Source organism: Bythopirellula sp., assembly GCF_041737835.1.
In the GTDB taxonomy this organism is placed as follows: Bacteria; Planctomycetota; Planctomycetia; order Pirellulales; family Lacipirellulaceae; genus Bythopirellula.
Genome location: NZ_JBGSQY010000054.1, coordinates 1 through 19,551, shown reverse-complemented (window position 1 = coordinate 19,551; position 19,551 = coordinate 1). Strand labels below are relative to the sequence as shown.

Sequence of the window (19,551 nt, the reverse complement as noted above, 5' to 3'; positions counted from 1 at the left end):
AACCGGGTGCGTTTTAGGAATGCTGATCATCCTCGGGACGTGTGCACAGACCACGTTTGCTCAAGGAGAAGAAGCACCCGCCAAGCAGGACTCAACGGCAGATGAGCCCCCGCCCAGTGACCAACCGACGCCCAAAGTCGACGTCAAACCGGTTTCGCTCGACGAAGAGATCGCCGCGCGGCTGGAGCGTATTCTCAAAGCAACGACTTGGTTTGAAAATCCGCAGGTGACCGTGAGCGAAGGGGTCGTGTTTCTCGAAGGGACGACCACCACCAACGATCGCAAAGAATGGGCTGCGAAACTGGCAAGCAATACCGAAGACGTTGTGGCCGTGGCCAATCGGATTCGCGTTTCGGAATCTTCGATTTGGGATTTCTCGCCCGCCTGGAACGAAATCGACACAATGCGCCGTAACACGGTGCAAAGATTGCCCACTTTCGTGTTGTCGGTACTCCTTCTCGTTTTGACCTATTTCTTTGCTAAGGGATTTTCGATGCTGGCCCGGCGGATCTTTTCCCGTCGGACTGACAATCCTCTGCTACGCGAAGTATTGACCAAGTTCGTGACGATCCCCGTGGTGCTGTTTGGCCTATTTCTCGCCTTGCGGGTGATGGGTCTGACGCAGCTTGCGATGACCGTCCTTGGTGGTACTGGTCTGATCGGTTTGATTATCGGTATCGCGTTTCGCGATATCGCCGAAAACTTTCTCGCGAGTCTGCTCATCAGCATGCAACGTCCCTTTCGCGCGGGCGATAATATTGTCGTGGAAGGACGCACCGGCATCGTCCAAGCCGTCACCACCCGCGGCACAACGATCATGACGCCTGACGGAAATCACGTGCGGATTCCCAATTCGATCATTTACAAGAGCATCATCGAAAACCTGACGGCCAACCCCAAGCAACGCGTCGGTTTCACTTTGAGCATCGACACGAAAAGTTCGTTCGCTGATTCCCAGGCGGCGATTCTCAAAGTTCTGAAAAGCCATGAAGCCGTTCTCAACGAGCCCGAGCCACTCGTATTGGTCCAATCGATGAGTCGGCAAACCGCGATATTGCGAGTCTATTTCTGGCTCGACGTGCAGAAGCACAGCAAGGACAAGGTGCGGTCGGCCATCATTCGGCTCTCGAAGATGGCCTTGCAGGAGCTCGCCGAAAAAGAAGCCGCCGAACAGAAGGCGGCCCAGTTCAACCATAAGAACACGGATCAACAAGCAGCCACAAAGCGGGATCACGCTGCAAGCACACCGGCCGAAGGAACCTTGGAAAGCGACACCGCCGAGATCCAAAAACAGGCCCGCGATTCACGGTCGGTGGAGGATGGGACGGACTTGTTGAAGAAGGAGAAGGAGCCGGTGGAAGCGAGTTGAATCGGCGTATTGGGGAGTTTCGCGCGGATGACCGCTGCTTATAAGATGAGTCTAAAGCACCATAATGCTGGCAGGCCGTCTATTTTTGCTTTTACAATTGATGCCGCCGCCACGAGACGGTTAGAATGCCCCCTGCCCAGACCGCTGGGATTGCTGATGGGCAATGGACGGTTCTGGAGCTAATAGAGCGAGTGGCGTGAAATGGGCATAAAGCCTGACATATTCCCTGTTTTTGTGGCTGTCTGGTTTGCATTAGGAATTGGTAGCACCTGCTATTTCCTGATTAACAAGAATGCCGCACAAAAGCGAAAGGTGTTCCCTCGCTTTATGGCTTGCGCCTATCTATTGTTTGTTGGCTTTATGGCACTAATAGCCCCTATGTCAGTACTGTTTTTTGCGCCCGCTGCCATCGCGTTTTATTTCATTAACCTTCAGACTGTAAAGTTCTGCGATGCATGCGGTAGGACGCTATTTAACCAGAACCCATTTACGCCGCCAGCCTATTGCTCTAAATGCGGCACTAAGTTGGAAAACTGATCAGCCCCAAAATATCGACAGTACCTGACAATACGCACGGCCAAAAATCGCCCCTTCAAATCTCTTCTGGAATGACGAAAATGGTGCTCGCCCCATGTAGGCGTGTTCTTTGAAAACCAGTTTTCGATTGTTGAACGTCGTTTGAGCTATTTTGACCAAAAGTCCGTGGCTTTTGTCACTCGGCCAGCTGCGTTACTGCTGGTGGTGTTTGCACTTAGAGCGATGGACATGTTCCAAAAGGGAGGAGTTTCGTCACCAAAGTTGGGACCCCAGCGATCGCGCGAAAAGTCAGGTTTGCTTTCTCAGGGTGCTGCAAACCACGCAAAGCTGGCCAACCTGGCAAAGCTGAATGAGCGCTTGATCGCTACGTGGTCGGAGTGGCATGGCATATGCATTTTGGCCCGTCATGAACGAGCTAAAAGATCATGTTGCTTTGGTGACGGGGGCGACCTCTGGCATCGGCAAAGCCAGCGCGATTCGCTTGGCATCAGCCGGGGCACGCGTCGGGGTTTTGGGCCGTAATGATGATAAACTCAAACAGGTGGTATCCGAGATTCGCGATGGCGGCGGTGAAGCCATCGCACTGGATGTCGATATTTCCCAAGCTGAAGCGGTGCAAGGGGCCATTCAAGAACTGATCGACAAATGGCAACGGCTCGACATCGTGTTCGCCAACGCCGGCATCAACGGCGTGTGGGCACCACTCGGCGAGTTGGAGCCCGACGAATGGCAAGAAACGATCGACGTCAACCTGTCGGGCACGTTTTACACGATCAAGTATGCCCTGGACGCACTCCGCAAACGGGGCGGCTCGGTGATCATCACATCGTCGGTCAATGGGACGCGAATGTTCAGCAACTCGGGAGCGACAGCCTATGCTTGCTCCAAGGCAGGGCAGGTGGCGATGGCCAAGATGCTGGCCCTGGAGCTCGCCCAGTACCAGATTCGCGTGAACGTAATCTGCCCGGGTATGATCGAAACGCCGATTCATGAAAAGACCGAGCGGCGCGAACTCGACAAAGCTATTGAGCCCGTGGAATTTCCGGAAGGGAATATCCCGCTCACCGACGGCGAGCCAGGCACGGCCGAGCAAGTGGCGGAGCTGGTGCTGTTCTTGGCTTCGAAGCGGTCGAGCCATATTACGGGCACGCCGATTTGGATCGATGGCGGACAGTCATTGTTGCAGGGTTGAGTGATCGTATCAGTAATGGAGGAACGAATCATGGCTCGCGGCGATAAGGACAAGTACACGGAAAAGCAAAAACGTCAGGCCGAGCACATTGCCGAGGGTTACGAGGAGCGTGGCGTCAAAAAAAAAGAAGCCAAACGTCGCGCGTGGGCCACGGTCAACGACATGACCGGCGGCGGCAAGAAGAGCGGTTCCGGCCGGGGGAAGAAAGTCGACAAGTCGGCTGCAAAGAAAGGTGGCAAGAAGGGGGGAGAGGCATCGGCCGCGCGATCGAAGGCCGCCAAAACCAAATCCGCCAAGAAAGCCGCCGCAACTCGGAAGAAGAAGGCGAAGAAGAAATCGAAGTGACCATTACATCCGCACGATACTGCGACGGCTGAGGCTTTCAGATTGTTTGTTGCACAAGACGATGGCATCGCGAGCGAGTGAAGAATCCAGTATTTGCGATTTCACTCCCGCCCGCACGCATTTTAATACTTCCTGCAACTCGGCTTCGAAGGCATTCATCGGATCGCCATCTGGCAACGTGGGATGTTGCGTTTTTCCCCCGACGAGCATGGTTGGCTGGGGGCAATAAACGCCATCACCACCAAGAATTGCAAACTCGAACAAGAGGGTGGCTCGTTCGCAGTGAATCTCGAAGCCGTGATTGAAAGGCCGTGCTTGCTGGTCGATCGTGCCGCTCGTCGCAAAAACAATTGGTCCATTTGGCCCGTAGTCAAACTGGCTATGCCAAAACTGAGGCAAACCTTCTCGCACTCGACCTCGGCAAATGATGGAGTGCGGGTTGCCAAATAGCAGGCGAATGAAGTGGGCATCGTGAATGTGCAAATCCAACATCGGTCCGCCAACGAGATCGGCGTTCCAATAATTGGCAAGCCAAGTGGGTTCCGAGATGACTCGTCGGAAACTGCCGCCCAACAAGGATCCATACTTTCCACTTTGAATTGCTTTCAATGCCCAAGCGTACTCTGGAAAGTAGGGTAAGACATGCCCGATGAACAGAAGTTTCTTAGCTTTCTTCGCCGCGGCGATCATGCGATCACAATCACGGACCGTCAGGGCCATGGGCTTTTCACAGAACACATGCTTTCCAGCCTGCAAAGCCTTAATAACGATGTCGGCATGCAAAGCCGGTGGCAATGTCACGTCGATCATGTCCAGAGACGGATCGGCAAGCATTTCATCGATGTTGCTGTAAGTATTAACTCCGGCAAGATCCATCATCTGGCCGGGCGGGCCAAAGTTGCCTTGAATATCTCGCCAGTCGCCCTTCAGCCGCTTAACTTTACTCTCGCAAATCGCGGCGACCTTCACACCGCGCAGCTTCTGGTACGAAAGGTAGTGAACCATCCCCATGAAGCCGATGCCCGCAATCCCAACACGAATCATAGTTGCCTCTAATTTTTGCTCGACTTCCGCGCGCTGAACAACCAACCATCAGGAGTTTACTTGGCCTCTGTTGATTGGCTCAAATCCTTAATCATGATATTTTGAAAGAACACTTTATCGCCATGCGCAAGGAAACCAACTCGGCCAGATGAGCGGGCCAAACCCGGATGCTCCTTTTGATCGATTGTTTTGCCGTTGGGAGCGACGTCATCGAGATTCACATCCAATATCTTCTCTCCGTTTAGCGTCACGACGACTTTGCGTCCCTGACAGCGAACTTGTTGTTTGTTCCATTCTCCCACCGGTTTCTGAAAACCACGTTTGGCGGGAGCGACTCCGTAAAGCGAACCATGGTATTGATAGTCCAACAGATCGCCATATTTCTTGGATTCGTTGTCGATGATTTGCAGTTCCATCCCCACATAAGCCGCATCACCTTCCAACGGCGCCCGAATCGCTAAGCCATTATTCGCATCTTTTGTCAGGAGAAATTCAAATTCCAAATCAAAGTCACTATATTCCTTCTTTGTAAGCAAATTGCCAATCGCCCCTTCACGACAAGCAAGCAAGCCGTCTTCGACGGTGTATCCCTCAATAGCCCCTTCCCAACCTTCGAGTGATTGGCCGTCAAACAGGGGAACAAACTCGGGCTCAGCAGCGCAAGAAATAGCAGCTGAAAGCAGACAATTGCATACGAGAATCAGTAAAACAATCATGGGAATTCCGCGCCAATAGTAGCTATAACCAAACTGCTTCGGAAGTTCAGATTCAAGATTGCCAAGTTCGCCGCCCCATTACTCGTATATCAGGCTGCTACTGCATCAAATCCATGGTCACGTGCCACGTCACTGGTGAAAATTACTAGGATTTAATAGCTATCATCTTAAAGAAGCCGAACTGCCGAACGTCGCCAGCCAACAGAATCTCTTGATTCGGCAAGAATTACAACGAGTGGGCGACACAAGACTCGAACTTGTGACCTCTACGGTGTGAACGTAGCGCTCTAACCAACTGAGCTAGCCGCCCGGGGATTTGGCATTTTAATGGCCGAAAGGGCCATTGCCTAGATGCTCTCACGCTCCGATGTCACGGGACTCTCGGGCTGAGGTGCAACTGAAGTCTGAGTAGAAATATCGGCTTCATGCACCTCTTCGGAAGAGTGGTGCGATTCATCAGCCAGATGGCCGTCGATCGTGCCAGCATTATGGCTGTAAACAGGATCGTGGTAAGGAATTCGTGGTGGCTCGTCTTGGAAAACCGTGTTGAATTCGTTTTGAATTCCGTTGATGCCCTTCTTAAACTCAGCGAGGCTCTTGCCCCACGAACGGGCAACCTTGGGCAACTCACCGCCATAGAGCATGAGTGCCACGAACATAACGAGCAGCATTTCGGTCGGGCTAATGCCAAAGTAGCCTACAAAAAAATCGTAGCCAACTAAAAGATCGGGGCCCGTCACTGTCACAAACTCCAGAAAAGGTCTCGCCTAGGGATTCGATCAAGCAGTTGCGATCAATCGCGGCGATCTTCGATTCGGTGATTGGGATCGGAGGCACCTTCGCCGTTCATCCCTTTCTTAAACTCGGTGATCCCTTCGCCCAAGGAGCGCATGACCGAGGGGAGCCGATTGCCAAACAGCAACAAGACCACTAACCCCAAAATAAGCATTCCACTGGTCGTCGGAAAAAATGCGAACATTGTATACATGCCACCATAAAAGAGGGACCAGCCAGAGGTTACAAACTCCCGGCCCAGATGACTCTAATTTTACAGGGGGGCAAGGGTAAGTCAAACCGCCAAGCTCAGCCCCCTCAAGTTTACCCCGTAAAATCGCCACTTTGCGCATGATTGGCTGTCGGAAATGAAATGTCAAATTTACCGCTGGAGCGACTGCCAACCCTCGCGATCCGCAAGTTCGCTCGGCCCTTGCGCCGGGTTGTAGCGGTAATACACTTCCAAACAAAGGGCGGAGAGCGACGTTGTGTAGACTTTGCCGCCGTAGCCACCCCAGACAGAGTCGGCATCCCAGCTGCCGTCGCTTTCTTGGGTGGCAATCAACGCCGTCGTGAGCGCGTGATTCCAGGCCTCCCAGCTTGAGCTGTCTTCCGGCGAGTGGTGGTGATTCTGTTGCAAAGCTAAAGTCGCGTAATACCAATAATACAAATTGCGGTTGGACGGACTTGGCAGTTCCTGCTCAAGCGACTCGACCGCCTCGCGGATCGCCGACGGATTGAGCGAACCACCACGATCCGCCTGCAAGAGCTGATGGCAGAACCAGGCTTCCGCCGTCATCGTCCGCGACGGGGGGCCGTCGGGACGATAAGCCGCGAGGCCACCGTGATTGCCGCGTTTCACACGGCGCAAAAAACGCTCGGCGCGAGCCCAAGTCATATCGGGAACTTCGATCCCCGCGAGTTGCGCGCTTTTCAGTGCCATCAATTGCCAACCATGTTGGCTGGTGTCGCCCATGTCGCCACGGCGATAACGCCAACCGCCATCAGTCGGATGCTGCATCGCCAGAGAATAGGATACGGCCGCTCGGCAAAGAGGGTCGAGCCGCTTGTCGCGTGTCATGGCGTAGGTTTCACACACGGCAAGAGTCGCCATCGAATGACAGTAAGTCCTGGCAAACAATTCCGCTTCGCCGAAAAGCGATCCGTCGGAACGCTGGCGTTGCCGCAAATACTCGAGAGCCCTGGCGACTTCGTTCCGATAATCCCCCTGCGTGTGTGAATGCCCCGCCCCTAGAAATGCCAAGATCGCGAGTCCGGTCACGCCGGTATCCGCGTTCGCACCGGCGCCTTGTCGATTGTGTCCCATCACCGCACGTTCAACACCGGCACCGAATTTGGAAGCATCCCAACCGCCGTTGGCCGATTGATTGGCCGCGAGCCAAGCCAGCGCGGCATTGACTGCCGCCTGAGTTTGTGAACTGCCACCACGTTCGCTCGCCAATTCCGTCAGATCATCGGCAAAACGATCCGCATAGAGATTAGGAATTGCGGCGTCAATGCTTGGCAATGTCTCAGCATTCGAAGCAATTTTTGGCGCCGAAGTTTCTCGGGTGGTTTCAGCACTTTCCGCCAACTTGTCTGTCGGAGTAGGTGCCTCGGTTTCTTTTTCAGCTTTCTTGGGCAGAGGTTTGTCTTCGCTGGCGAGCTTGTCTGCCCCCTTGGTTTTGGATTTTTCCTTGGGCTTTGGTTCTTCAACAACGGGAGCCGGCATCAATGACGGTGCTTCAAGTGGGGCAGGGGGCAAAGGTTCCGCCACCGCCAAGCTCTCGGTGAGCTCTTCCATGACGAAGGCATCCGGCGTCGGCTGCTCATCGGTCTTAGGTTTCGCTTCCACAAGCGGCTCTGCAGCGGGAGCGACCAGCAAAGGAGCGGCTAACTCGTCCAGAATGGGTTGAATTTCTTTCGCTTCACTGTTGGACTCAATGGCTGTGATTGGTTCAGCAGGAAGGACCGCCACGCGGATGGGTCCGCCGCTGCCAGGTCCAGGTGGTCCCGTAACGATTCGCACGGTCATGGAGAACACCACAATCAACACATGCACCCATAACGAAAGCACCGCACACATTCGCCAAGTGCGCTCTCTCGACCAACGGGCTCGCAGTAAAACGACAAGTGCGATCGTGAGCACTGTCAGCACCGACCACATGGCGATCCAAGTCGGAGTCGTAAGCCCCCAAAAGGCCAGCACAATAAGCAGCTGATTTTGCATGGCCGTGAGGACTCGCTAACGGGTTACATTCGCGTTGCCCTGCGCGAGTTTGACGGTGATGCCCAGTTCCGAGATATTGGCATCCTTACACGCTGAAAGCGCCGCGGCGACGTGTTGGAACGCACAGGCGGCATCACCACGGATCACGACGCTCAATTGTGCAAACTCGCGCTGCGCGGCAGCGAGTTTGCTGGTCAGTTCGGTAAGTGTCATCGCTTCGCCGTCGAGTTGCACCTGGCCATCTTTTTCAACACTGACGGTGCGTTGCTTGGGCGCTGAGGTCAGCGGCGTCGCGGCAGCAACTTCGGGAAGTTGTAGTTCGATGTCAGCTTCGACTTCGGCGAACTTGCTCGCGGCCATGAAGAAGATGATCAACAAGAACACCACGTCGATCATCGGCGTAAGATTCAACGCCGGAAGTTCATCGGTTTGCGTTTTGAGTGGCATGATTTCTCACGGCAATGCTATGCCACCTTTTTGGGCTTAGGTGTTGGTTTCGGTCGATTGCGGCGTTCTTCAATCCCTTCAGCGGAAATCAGGTGAACAACATTCTGACCCAGGCGGTCGATTTCCATGACCAAGCTGTCGACACGCCCCGTGAGCCACAAATAAAGAATCAAAGCGGGAATCGCTACGGTGAGTCCGGCCGCGGTCGACATCAGGGCATGCCCAATCCCTCCCGCCAATAATTCCGCACGCCCCATCGCGGCACTTTTGGAAATCACTTCAAACGATTCCATCATGCCGAGCACCGTGCCCAACAATCCGAACAAAGGACAAACGGTTGATACGCCGTTGATCACGCGCAAATAACGCCGCATTTCGCTGGCAACGCGTTCTCCTTCATCAAGCACGGCCTGCTCGATTTCCACGGCCGGCTTGCCCCACTTCCATACGGCCGCTTCAAACACGCGAGCGATCAGACTGCCATTTTGTTCGCAGCGTTCGAGGGCCTCGGTTTTGTCGATGGCCCCCTCGCTGATTTGCAGTATAAAACGTTCGATAAAAACACGGGGGACGACACGACCCCGGCGCAGGCTCAACACCCGTTCAAAGACAACAACACACAACACGAACGAGCACAAAAGAATGGGGAACACCAACGGCCCACTGGCGGAAACCATGTCCCATAGCGTACGAGAATTCTCGGCCATCTGAGCGGCTCCACTGGCGGATTCTTGAGCCCAACCAGGCACAGCTCCAGTCAACACAATAGCCAAGACTGCAACAAACTTGCAGCCAAGCTGGTTCAATATGTTGATTGGAAAGTGCATCCCTGCCGTCCGATATTCTTTTAACTATCTGCGCAACGTCGAAGGCTGTTGTGCCAACTGTTCCTCTGACCATTTCAACCGCGCGGCCAATTGCTTTTCGGAAGCTGACTTCGGCCAACGATCCAGAGCCCGCGAGTAATGCTCGCGAGCCTCGTCCCAATGCTCCATCAACTCGGCACACTTGCCGGCTTGCAGGGCCGCCCGTGCTTGCCACTCAGGCAGATTGTGCCGCTCTATCACTTTCTCATACGCCACTGCGGCGTGTTCGTAATCTCTTTGATGAAAGTAAGTTTCGCCAATCATCCACTGGGCCATCGCGGCCGTTTCCGTGCCGGTCGCCCATTCATTCTCCAAAACGTCGCCATACGCACTTCGCGCCGACGACATTTCGCCACGCCCTGCCAATGCTCGGCCACGCAGGTAATCACATTCGTAAGCGAGCTCAAATTCGGGATGTTTTGCGTCGAGTTCATCCACCAACTTCAGCACGGCCTGCCAATCCTCGCGTCGTGCGGCGAGTTGTGCCCGCCGCAAGGAGACCATCGGCACCCAGGCCTCAACGATTCCCACGGATGACGATGTTAACTTGTCAAAGCGTTCGCTGGCCTCGGCGTGATTTCCCGACCGAAGCGCTGCTTCCGCTCGCCAAAATTCCAGCCGCGCTTTCGCTGCGCTATTTCCTGTTTGTTCATTCTCGCCCAACAAATCTTTGATCGATTCCCAGTTGTTGCTCTCGGCCCATAACTGACACTGCAAACAGAGCGTTTGTTCCCATAACCGAGTTTGCTCCTCGGTCAGAGATTGCTCCGTGGTATCGCAATGGGTCAACAACCAATCGACCTGATACTGGGCTTCACCATTATCCTTTTCATCGGCAGCAGCCAGTGCTAGCCAATAGGCGGCAGGTGCGGCCTGGGGGCTTTGGGGAAAGTTTGCCACCAATTCGCCGTAATGTTTTTTAGCTTCGGCTTGCTTGCCGCGTTCCGCCTCAATCGCGGCGAGGTGGGATAACGCTTCTGCCCTTCGTTCAAATTGTGAAGTCCCCTCGAGCAATTGTTCGTAAAACTGCTTTGCTTCGGCAAATTGCTTGAGTCGTTCATGCAAACGAGCAGTTCGCCACAAACCTTCGGCTCGGAGTGTCCCATTATTCTTGTATGTCAAGAACTCACGATAAGCTGCCAGGGCCGCATTGAATTGGCCGTCACGCTCCAGTGCGACCGCTTCTTCAAACAGCGTAAATCCGGTCGTATTTTTACCTGCGCTAAAATCGGTTTGCTGCACGATCGAAATCAGCGCTAGGTATTCGCTCTGAGGGAACTTGGTTTTTAAGAGTTCGCAGGCTTCCTCGATATCGATCTTGGATTTGGCAACTTGCGCCGTCCGAACCAAACCCCAGGCGGCATCGTCGGACCATTCGCTTTGTGGTTCAGAACGAACCACTTGCTCGAAGATTTCCTGGGCTCGCTTCGTGTTCTCGGCTTTGAGAAAACTTTCGCCCAAATAAAATAACGCGGAAGGGCGGTGCGGACTGAGTTCGACTGAAGCTTGTTCCAATTCCCGACAAGCAACGCCCCAATCCTCCGCGCTGTAAGCGGCCATGCCCAACAAATAATGACATTCCGTCTGACAGTCGTTCGCCTTGGCGAGTAAGGAGATTTCGGCAGAAATCTCATCCGGGCGGCCTAAGTTCCACAGCGCCCAGCCGGCTCCCAAATGGGCCCGCTGCTGTTGCGCTGGTGTGGCCTCTAATTCGTAGATCCGGCGAAACGCGCTGAGCGCCTGATCGTACTGACGCACTTCGTACTTGGACCGACCTAACAATAAAATTGCTTCTGCGGCAGTCGCGTGGTTTTCATGTTGGCAAAGCCGCCCCAAGCAGACAGGCACTTCACTCCCACGGCCCGTGGCAAGCAACACTCGCGCGAGTCCCAAACGAGCTTGATCGACTTCCGGACCGGTTGAGAAATTTTCGATAACGAAGTTGTAAGATGTGACCGCTTGGTCGTGGAGATCTGCCTCTGCGGCTATTTGGCCGAGGTAGTTGTAGGCCGATGGCGCGAACTTGTGCCGCGGATAGCCATCGGCAAACTCTCGAAAGCCTCTGGCGGCACCGACCACATCACCTGCTAAGTAGCGTGCTTCACTACTGCGGAATTGGGCGTTTGCCTTCAGGGCTTGATCACCTGCAATGGCCAGCACTTGATCGTAGTGCTCTTGAGCTTGGAGGTAATCGCTCAATTGCATGGCACATTCGCCGGCAAAGAAATGCGCCGCCGCGATTTCATCAGAGCCTGTGCTCTTGGCAATAGAACCGGCAAACAGTTCTAAAGCCGGTTGCCAGGCTGCTTTTTTGTAGAGATCTTGAGCCTGTTGAAAACTTGCTGTGTCTGCAACGGCATTCAACGCAAAAAGACTGCAAATAGCAGCCAAAAACAACAGCTTATAAATGGAACGGGGAATCATAAGACAGCTCTGATGGGCCCCAAATAAAGAGGGCTTGCCAGCACTCCAATCCCTGGAGTTCTGGCAAGCCCCACCCGTGTTAGCTCATTTGATCAGGCGACTGTCTTAGAACAGGGGAGCCTCGATCGCATTCTCGACGTTCCCCACCATGTGAAGGTGGTTATGGTCGACATAAATCACTTCGCGAGCATCTTCGTCTCGCAGGGTGTGTGGCACGGGCCAGCCGATGCGACGCACGTCTTCGTAGTAGATCGTACACTTGTAGTGAGCATGATGCTGTTGAGCCGGACCGATCATCGGATACACCCGAGGAGGATCGATGTAGTCGGCGATTTTTTCCTTGACGATTCGTACGTTGTTGCGATTGTGCTCGTGCAACAGGGGAATGCCGCCTTGGACGGGCTGAGCGATTTCGAGAGCTCGCATCACTTCGTCGTCGCTTGGTGGATCGAGCGCCACAATGTCGGCACCTGACGTGATCGGGCCCAAAATGGGAACCCGCTTATATCGTTCCTGTTGCCAGTATTCGTCTTCCTTCTTCTTTTGGAAGTAGGGACTAATCGGCGTCGGGATCGCAAATGGACCTAAACTGGGTCCGATTGTCGTCAACCCCCAGAAACATCCGGTGGTCGACAGAGAGCTGATCGCCACAATGGAAGCCAAAGTTAGCGTTGTGAACTTATGCGAGCGTGACATCGAATCTACCTTTATCCGTCCAGTGATTCGTCAGAAAAGCTTTGCAACAAGGCACATAGCCGAGTTACTGCTACTGTTATCGAGTGAATCTGGGTGGAACTTGCGGCCTTTTCCGGTTGTACCGAAAAAATCAAGAATTCCGACGCCCGCTTGCTAGCAGGATTTGCGCGTGAGTTGTGTGGCATCAGCTCAAACTTCAAAAGAGCGAAATACCAAAACAAAAAACCCTCGCCGAACAATCTGCTCGGCGAGGGTTGGGAACCGTTGTTTAACTTTCAGCCAGCTTATTTGCAGTGCTTGCTGTCCTTGAAGTCGAGGAACCACCAGCCGTCATCCCATTCCAAAGTCACTTTCCGCCAGCCAAGCGGAACCTGGGGATAAGGATAGAACGGACCGATGTAAGGCCAGGCCGAAGCCGAATATTGCTGCGGATAGGACAAAGCAGCATAGTTCGGCGAGGCAGCGTAGCTAGGCCACGCGTATCCTGGCACTTGAGGATTGTCATAAGCGACGCCAGCACCCGAAGCTGCAGGTGTGTGGCTCATTCCCGCAGGGGCGCCGTAGCCACCCTCGGGGCAATACTGAGCTTGTTGGCTGTAAGCAGCAGCCTGCACATTGCCTTGTGGAGGCATGCCTTGAGGAGGCATACCTTGTGGTGGCATGCTTCGTGGGTGACCTTGGCCCATGTAGGCATAAGGCACAGGCATGTTGCTGCGACGATTCGCAGCGGCAGGTCTGGGCTGTTGAGCCGCAGGCTTGCTCACGGTTTGTGGCTGCTCTTCGAAGGTAGCCGGCTCGAAGTTTTCACCTTCGGGAGCGGCAATTTCCAACTTGCAGATCACATGGTCGACACCTGGCGTGGTGCTAGCAATCTGCTCGGCAATTTGCATTTGCTTTTCGCTGGTGACGGTACCCATCAACCAGGCCACGCCGTCTTCATACTTCACACCGACGCGGTAGCCTTTGAGCTTACCGCTGTCTTTCAGATTCTTGGCGATTTGCTGAGCTGCTTGCTCGTTGGTCGCCGCGAGCGCCGTAGGCACTGCGGTCCCCAGCGCTGCGCTCAGCATCGCCAGACCTAAGATAAAACTCCGCATGGTCCCCCTCCTAAAGATTTGCTGCACTCGTCGCTCACACTCGGGTCGAGCGAGCGGCCGATTCGCTGCTGTTCTGCAGCACCTCCGTGATGCTGCTAAAACCTTCTGTCGACGCTGGCGGTTGGAGACAGCCGCGCAGTTGAGACGAGTTGGTCGGTCACAAGAGAGTTTCGGCAGTCGGGAGTTCGGAAAGGGAGTTTTTTTCCGATTTTGACGACAAAAACATGCGGCCCTGATAAGCCGGGCAGTTCAAGCGAACTCTCCGGCTGCTGGCATACTAGCGTTCGTTGGTCGTCGCTTGCGATGTGCGCGGGCCGAAGTCAGCCACTGCGGCCACAATCATCACGCCCAACGTCCCGGCGGAAAGGGGCCAAGTCGTCAGGCACAGAAACTGACCCACGACGGTGATGATGGCCACCAAAGGCAAGCAGGCGAAGAAGCTGTTGTAGGCCAAGCGTTGGCGATAACCTGATGCTTCTTTGCGAACCATCCAGGCGGCGGTCAGGCCAATAATATGAACTCCAACCCAGACTGTTTCGAGAGCGATAGATCCGTCCATTGTTCTTCGCCGACGATTCCGTGTGCGGCGTCCCTGATGCGATTCCTTGCTGAGGGTGCTGTTAGCTTTGTTAGTTCACGCGATTCAATCTTTGGTGAATCGGAACTCCGCTAGCAACGACTTAATAAAGTCAGCAATTTGTTATGCGATTCGTGTGCCAAACGTGGCGCGACGAATACTCTCTTCAATACGCACCTATGAAAACAAAAGATCGGCACGCCGTTGTTGTTAACACAACACGATTGCAAAAAATACAACGGCGTCTCAAAACGAGTTTAAGTCTAGCGCTTGCTATCGCCGCCAGGTAGGCCGGCCACTTGCAACTTCTTGAGTTCGCTTTCGATCTCGGCCGCTTGAATGTTGCTCGAGATTACTTTGCCGTCGGGACCTACCAACAAGATCAACGGCACGGTCACCACCCCCATTTCGCTCGCCAAGCGTCCGTCGAAGCCACCTTCTTCGTAAACTTGCTTCCAAGGCAAACGATTGGTGGCCAAATATTTTTCGAGCGGGTCGCGACTGTAATCCAAGTTGATGCTGATCACTTGCAAGCCATTGCCACCGCCGTACTTCGAAACCAAGTCTTTGAGAATGGCGTGATCGGCCTTACAAACGTCTGAAGTCGTGGTCCAGTACTGCACAACAACCGGCTTGTCACGCAGGTTCTTGAGATCGACCTCCGCGCCACTCAGATCCTTGGCTTTCAAAGCAATTTCGCGTCCTTCGCTCGTAAGGCGATTGATCGCTCCCTTGGCATGTGACGCTGAAATATGATTCGGGTAGTCACTCAAGATCTTGCCGTACCATTTCTTGGCGGCATCGATCTGACCGGCGTTCTCGGTGCTCATCGCCATTTGACGTAACGCTTCGGGAGCATGCTCCGATTTCGGATGTGCCGCCACAAATGCTTCCAGTGCTTTCAACCATTCTTCCTGCGCTTTGGCAAAATCGACTTTAGGATCCTTGAGTGTCACTCCGTAATATTCCGCCGACATGCGGTGGAACTCGAAATAGGCCCCCAAGTCTTCCGATTCTTTGGCCGCGGCGAGTTTGGCCTCCAAGTCTTTCAAATAAGCGATACCGTCGGGAAAACTGCCTTCCTGAGCGGCGGCACTAACACTGTCGGCAAGATTCTTGAGCCATTGCTCGCGATCACTACTGTCGGAACACGAATTCGCTAGTTCTAGCATTAAGTCCGCGCGTTGCTTGTTGAGAGCCGGTTTGTCAGCCGGTGCGGCTTCGCTCAGCTTCTGATCCAGCTCTTGGATCTCTGTCATCCATTTTTCCATCTTCTCGGTCGGGGCCGCGTCGGCTTCCACGGTCGCCCGTTCGCCAATACCGCGTCCACCTGGATCAAAAAAGAATCCAGCCACGCTGTTTTCTGTGCCCAGGGCAGGGCCGTCGATTAATTTCCAAGCTCCTTTGACGCTAATGAGGGTGCCAAGTTGCAATTGCTTATGCTCCTCACCGGTGTCGACCATCGCCCACACGCTTTCATAAGCTTGCAGATCTTTGCCGACGCCTTGCGAACCCGCGGGAACCATGCCCGGCTTGGTGCCGCCGAAGTCGCTGAACTTAAAATTCTTGGCATCCGCCGACAGCGTTTTGAATTTCTCGGGGGCGGCGGCGAGTCGTTTGGTCACCTGCTCGGAGCGAACATTATCGAGTCCCAAGCTTTTGATGTCCTCGACGGTGAGCAACAGCTTCTCAAATCGGGCTTGATCATTCATGGCAAGCGCGGTCACAACTTCCTCGGCGACTTCTTCGGGCGAAATCAATCGCCATGCGTCGATCGTGTTGTCCTCGTTCTCATCCAGTGCCCAGCGAATGCCGGCGCTGTGGAACCAACGATACTGGTCGGCCTTGCCGTTGTTGTTGGAATCTATGTCGCGATACACTTCGAGGCCGTCGCGGTAGTAGCTCCAAACGTCGACGACATTATCTCCGTTGGAATCCGCGAATTGCCGGAGAATTTGATTGTTCGGACCGCGCACGACCCAGGCGGTCATGCCGTTGACTTTTTCCGGTTTGATCGAAGATTTCGCGATCTCATCGGCCTTCGGCGTGTCATATTCAATGCCCTTCTGCACGGGCGTGAGCTTCAAAGCATCGGCCACCGTGGGGGCCGCAGCGGCGGAATCCGCCAACGCGAACAAAGTGGCACAAGTAACAACCAGCACGCTGAACAAACGATATGACATCACAAAAATCCTTGTTGCGGGGATTCCTTATTTTGGGAATCGAGCACGCAGCCGCACAACGCACGGCCCGCAAGTCTCGGCCTCCGAAAAGTGGCGGTGTTATAGCGTTTGTACCGGTTAGCGGGCCAGAGCGATGTTGATTTCCCAAAGGCCCAGAATCGCCTGAATCCCCCTTTGACAGACAGCGATAGCAACCTAAAATGTGTGATTCGACCCCAGTTCGGGAGGCAAGTGATAGCACTTCACCCCGGCTGAGGCCGTGCGGGCGCATAGCTCAGTTGGTTAGAGCGCAGCCCTGATAAGGCTGAGGTCCCAAGTTCGAGTCTTGGTGCGCCCACTCCCGGAAATATTGGTTTGAGATGTAAGATTGCGGATCTTAGTTGACCCCCATCTTCGATCATACATCTCACATCATAAATTCCCTCCGGGGCCGTAGCTCAATTGGGAGAGCACTGGCTTTGCAAGCCAGGGGTTAGGGGTTCGACCCCCCTCGGCTCCACTTTTTTTCTTTCTGCCAGAATTTCTTCTGGTAAGGCGTGAGTGAATTCTTTGCTCTCGACTCGCATGACGAATCATCTTTTGATTCGAGGCACGTCAATCGCCATTTCTTGTGCCACACGAGTGGAATTTTCATTTCAAGACTTCCAACTTGGTCAACTTGTCCAACTTTTCCACCCCTATTCGCGTTTCCGTGAATTGATTTTTTTCAAACAGTGCTGGTCAGATCTGTGGTTGACAACGCCTCACTACTCGACAGTATGCGTTCCTGGCCAGTGTGAAGTTATTATACCAAAGGTGACGGCCAAAACGGGTGCCACTGCTATAGATAAGCTTACGGCCGGCTAGAAACACAATCCGTTCCGCGCGGAACTGATAGAACGATACAACATCTTGCACGACATCATGCTGGAATGAGAACCTATATTCGATCCGCGGCTGATTTCCGGGTTAGTTTGAGCGGTAGGATTTGCCCAACTACAAAGACGACTATGCGACCTTGGCGGCTAACTGTCGGCAGTTGCTGGTAATGCTGGCGGTGTGACACTCTTAGAAAGCTGATGGACAACTAACATGCAAATCGAAGCGCGATACGAATTGAAGTGGCTCTCGCTTAGAACTCCATGCGCTAGTGCATTCCTTGAAAGCACATGCTCCCTGTCGCCTGGAGGCTTCTTCCCATCGAAAGAAGCGAAAAAGACCTCGTGCAAGTAATGCGAAAACTTCGCTGTTAATAATATGTCGTAGGATTTGTTTTCGTCTTCCGCCATCTTGGAGAGCGTCTCTTGTGAAACCTTGCTTAAAGGGTCGTGGAGGGAGAGGTGTCCCCTCAGTATTCCTTCTATGCGGGGCACGCATGTTGAAATAGATGAGAAAAAATCGCCAGACTTGTATCGTTCGACCGCACTGGACAAAGCTTGCATGTGCGGTGCAAACAACTCAATTTTCGCCCACGAGTTAAGCCAATCGCCAACTTTCCCAGTTATATCTTCGTGCAGCTTATCGCCAAGTTCTTCAAGAGGCCAGCCGGCCTTTAGGTGGGATAGTAGTTCGGTGAAAAGCGACTGACGGAGTCCGTAGAACGGGAATACGCCAGCATCAAACAGCAATTTCCAATCGTCTTCTGTGATAGCAAAGCGATTTTGAAAAACTACTCGATTGTGAAGCTCTGCAAACTGCTTGGATCTGTCGATAGACTGCTGCTCGCCAAAGTGCTTGGTGCATATGGGTCTGAAATCAAAATACAATCCCTTTCTCCAACCAAGAGAAAATAGAAATATTACAGCCTTGTCAGCAGGAATCACGATTTCCTTGAATTTGATTTCTTCGAAGCTAGAAATGTCATCTGGCCCAATTCGTTCGCCAGCATCCAAAACTCTCGCGGATATGCAGGTACTACCCAGCCCTAATTCTTCATTGAGATATGCAATAGCCGAGTTGTCATCAGAAACCAACACGAGAATCGATTGCACTGCGGAAGCCGCAGTGAACACTCCGTGTTGAGCCTGAATGAGGTTAAGCACCGGCTGAACAATTTGCTCAAGGAAATCAATAAATAGCTGGCCGTCCTCGGTCGAAACAAAGGCATCGGCCAAAATCTGTGCCTTCTCGCCTTCGCGGGCTGCGCTTACAGAGATTCCAGCTGGCTTTCCGTTAAATTTAATCTCGTAAGGCATTTTTACGCCTGGACCTCGCAAGGTAACATTTTGTAGGAAAATTATTTTGCTTGCACTCAACCGGCAGCATCTGCATCAGAATCAGTCGCGTCAAAATACCTTTCTAAAATTGGAATAAAAAGAGAACCGCATGCCTCAAAATGCATAAGGTGATTTAACAAAGTTAGCAGGAAGTACGAGAGTGAAAGCTCCGGCATTTCACTAAGCCCCAGGTCCTCGTCTTGGTTCTCGTCGAGCACCGAATATTGATCAATGCAAGCCACGCATTTTATCGCACCCCGGTGTTGCGAAAGCGATTCAAGAATAGTGGCTACCGAATCACTCTCATAGCCAACCAAAAATCCGAGTATGGGTGGTGAGCATCCGGGTAAGCCAGAAGTTGCAGGACACTGATACTCTCTCCAAGAATCCTGCTCTTGCGTCAGAATCTGATTTATTACAGTTTTCCTGTAGTGCCGTGTAAGCTCAGAAAGTTCCTGCATTTTCTTTGCAGCAGCCTCGACAGCGGATTTGTTGATGTGGGATCTAATCTCGATTACAGCGTACACCGATTCGACAGGGAGTATGTGTCTAGAACTGTCTGCGTATGAAAGTACCAACCTTGCAAGTGGATTAAATACCACAATATCAAACTCGGAACTGCACTTGTTGTTACTGTCTGCTACATGCCCTTTGGTTAGTGCAACAGATTGTGGCAAACGACGCAGCAACGCTTCTCGAAACACCTCTTCACGCTTATCACTGCGATAGCCCAGGACTTTCGGACAGCGGCGGGCCAGTTTTTCTACGCCGCTAATGCCGGGGCGTTTTCGGCTTCGAATTGTTCTGGGGTTTTGTAGTCGAGCGACTGGTGGAGCCGCTGACGATTGTAAAAGATTTC

General features: G+C 53.3%; 17 protein-coding genes and 3 tRNA genes. 5 read left to right on the top strand and 15 right to left on the bottom strand.

The genetic code is table 11. The features are described from left to right. The first annotated feature begins 19 nt into the window (after window positions 1–19). The 3 genes from AC6T8Q_RS17055 to AC6T8Q_RS17045 all read left to right on the top strand — a co-directional run bounded on the left by AC6T8Q_RS17055 (window position 20) and on the right by AC6T8Q_RS17045 (window position 3,443). Window positions 20–1,369: a mechanosensitive ion channel domain-containing protein gene (locus AC6T8Q_RS17055; protein WP_500680231.1), complete on the top strand. Its 1,350-nt coding sequence runs from the start codon at window positions 20–22 to the stop codon at window positions 1,367–1,369. A 943-nt stretch (window positions 1,370–2,312) separates the two neighbouring features. Beyond that, a complete protein-coding gene (locus AC6T8Q_RS17050; RefSeq protein WP_500680230.1) occupies window positions 2,313–3,098 on the top strand; it encodes an SDR family oxidoreductase in 786 nt (261 codons plus the stop codon). 30 nt (window positions 3,099–3,128) lie between these two features. Further along, window positions 3,129–3,443 carry a hypothetical protein gene (locus tag AC6T8Q_RS17045; RefSeq protein ID WP_500680229.1) on the top strand — a complete coding sequence of 105 codons (315 nt, stop codon included), beginning with the start codon at window positions 3,129–3,131 and terminating at the stop codon, window positions 3,441–3,443. Window positions 3,444–3,446: 3 nt separating this feature from the next. On the opposite strand, the gene AC6T8Q_RS17040 is transcribed toward AC6T8Q_RS17045, so the two are convergent. The 13 genes from AC6T8Q_RS17040 to AC6T8Q_RS16980 all read right to left on the bottom strand — a co-directional run bounded on the left by AC6T8Q_RS17040 (window position 3,447) and on the right by AC6T8Q_RS16980 (window position 16,497). After that, entirely contained in the window at window positions 3,447–4,487 is a 1,041-nt protein-coding gene (locus AC6T8Q_RS17040; protein WP_500680228.1) for a Gfo/Idh/MocA family protein, read from the bottom strand. Window positions 4,488–4,543: 56 nt separating this feature from the next. After that, window positions 4,544–5,203, bottom strand: coding sequence for a 3-keto-disaccharide hydrolase (locus AC6T8Q_RS17035; protein WP_500680227.1), 660 nt, complete (start codon window positions 5,201–5,203; stop codon window positions 4,544–4,546). Between the two features lie 236 nt (window positions 5,204–5,439). Continuing rightward, window positions 5,440–5,513: transfer RNA gene (locus AC6T8Q_RS17030), tRNA-Val, on the bottom strand. 37 nt (window positions 5,514–5,550) lie between these two features. Further along, window positions 5,551–5,943 carry a Sec-independent protein translocase subunit TatA/TatB gene (locus AC6T8Q_RS17025; RefSeq protein WP_500680226.1) on the bottom strand — a complete coding sequence of 131 codons (393 nt, stop codon included), beginning with the start codon at window positions 5,941–5,943 and terminating at the stop codon, window positions 5,551–5,553. Window positions 5,944–5,996: 53 nt separating this feature from the next. Beyond that, on the bottom strand, window positions 5,997–6,182 hold the full coding sequence (locus AC6T8Q_RS17020; protein ID WP_496922432.1) for a twin-arginine translocase TatA/TatE family subunit: 186 nt from the start codon (window positions 6,180–6,182) through the stop codon (window positions 5,997–5,999). A 177-nt stretch (window positions 6,183–6,359) separates the two neighbouring features. Further along, window positions 6,360–8,207, bottom strand: a complete 1,848-nt coding sequence (locus AC6T8Q_RS17015; RefSeq protein WP_500680225.1) for a hypothetical protein — start codon at window positions 8,205–8,207, stop codon at window positions 6,360–6,362. Window positions 8,208–8,222: 15 nt separating this feature from the next. Beyond that, on the bottom strand, window positions 8,223–8,654 hold the full coding sequence (locus AC6T8Q_RS17010) for an ExbD/TolR family protein (protein ID WP_500680224.1): 432 nt from the start codon (window positions 8,652–8,654) through the stop codon (window positions 8,223–8,225). A gap of 17 nt (window positions 8,655–8,671) precedes the next feature. Continuing rightward, window positions 8,672–9,361 (bottom strand): MotA/TolQ/ExbB proton channel family protein, encoded by a 690-nt coding sequence (locus AC6T8Q_RS17005; RefSeq protein ID WP_500680223.1) that lies wholly within the window; start codon window positions 9,359–9,361, stop codon window positions 8,672–8,674. A gap of 144 nt (window positions 9,362–9,505) precedes the next feature. Beyond that, on the bottom strand, window positions 9,506–11,944 hold the full coding sequence (locus AC6T8Q_RS17000) for a tetratricopeptide repeat protein (protein WP_500680222.1): 2,439 nt from the start codon (window positions 11,942–11,944) through the stop codon (window positions 9,506–9,508). A 105-nt stretch (window positions 11,945–12,049) separates the two neighbouring features. After that, window positions 12,050–12,640 (bottom strand): hypothetical protein, encoded by a 591-nt coding sequence (locus AC6T8Q_RS16995; protein ID WP_500680221.1) that lies wholly within the window; start codon window positions 12,638–12,640, stop codon window positions 12,050–12,052. A 284-nt stretch (window positions 12,641–12,924) separates the two neighbouring features. Further along, a complete protein-coding gene (locus AC6T8Q_RS16990; protein WP_500680220.1) occupies window positions 12,925–13,737 on the bottom strand; it encodes a BON domain-containing protein in 813 nt (270 codons plus the stop codon). Between the two features lie 277 nt (window positions 13,738–14,014). After that, complete coding sequence (locus tag AC6T8Q_RS16985; RefSeq protein ID WP_500680219.1) at window positions 14,015–14,296, bottom strand: hypothetical protein; 282 nt, start codon at window positions 14,294–14,296, stop codon at window positions 14,015–14,017. 281 nt (window positions 14,297–14,577) lie between these two features. Then, window positions 14,578–16,497, bottom strand: coding sequence for a thioredoxin-like domain-containing protein (locus tag AC6T8Q_RS16980; RefSeq protein ID WP_500680218.1), 1,920 nt, complete (start codon window positions 16,495–16,497; stop codon window positions 14,578–14,580). A gap of 263 nt (window positions 16,498–16,760) precedes the next feature. Here AC6T8Q_RS16980 and AC6T8Q_RS16975 point away from each other — a divergent pair. Then, a tRNA-Ile gene (locus AC6T8Q_RS16975) sits at window positions 16,761–16,834 on the top strand. An 89-nt stretch (window positions 16,835–16,923) separates the two neighbouring features. Then, window positions 16,924–16,996, top strand: a tRNA-Ala gene (locus AC6T8Q_RS16970). A 505-nt stretch (window positions 16,997–17,501) separates the two neighbouring features. On the opposite strand, the gene AC6T8Q_RS16965 is transcribed toward AC6T8Q_RS16970, so the two are convergent. After that, entirely contained in the window at window positions 17,502–18,671 is a 1,170-nt protein-coding gene (locus tag AC6T8Q_RS16965) for a hypothetical protein (protein ID WP_500680217.1), read from the bottom strand. A gap of 56 nt (window positions 18,672–18,727) precedes the next feature. Then, the coding region (locus AC6T8Q_RS16960; RefSeq protein ID WP_500680216.1) for a DUF6602 domain-containing protein at window positions 18,728–19,551 on the bottom strand (824 nt) is incomplete at its 5' end.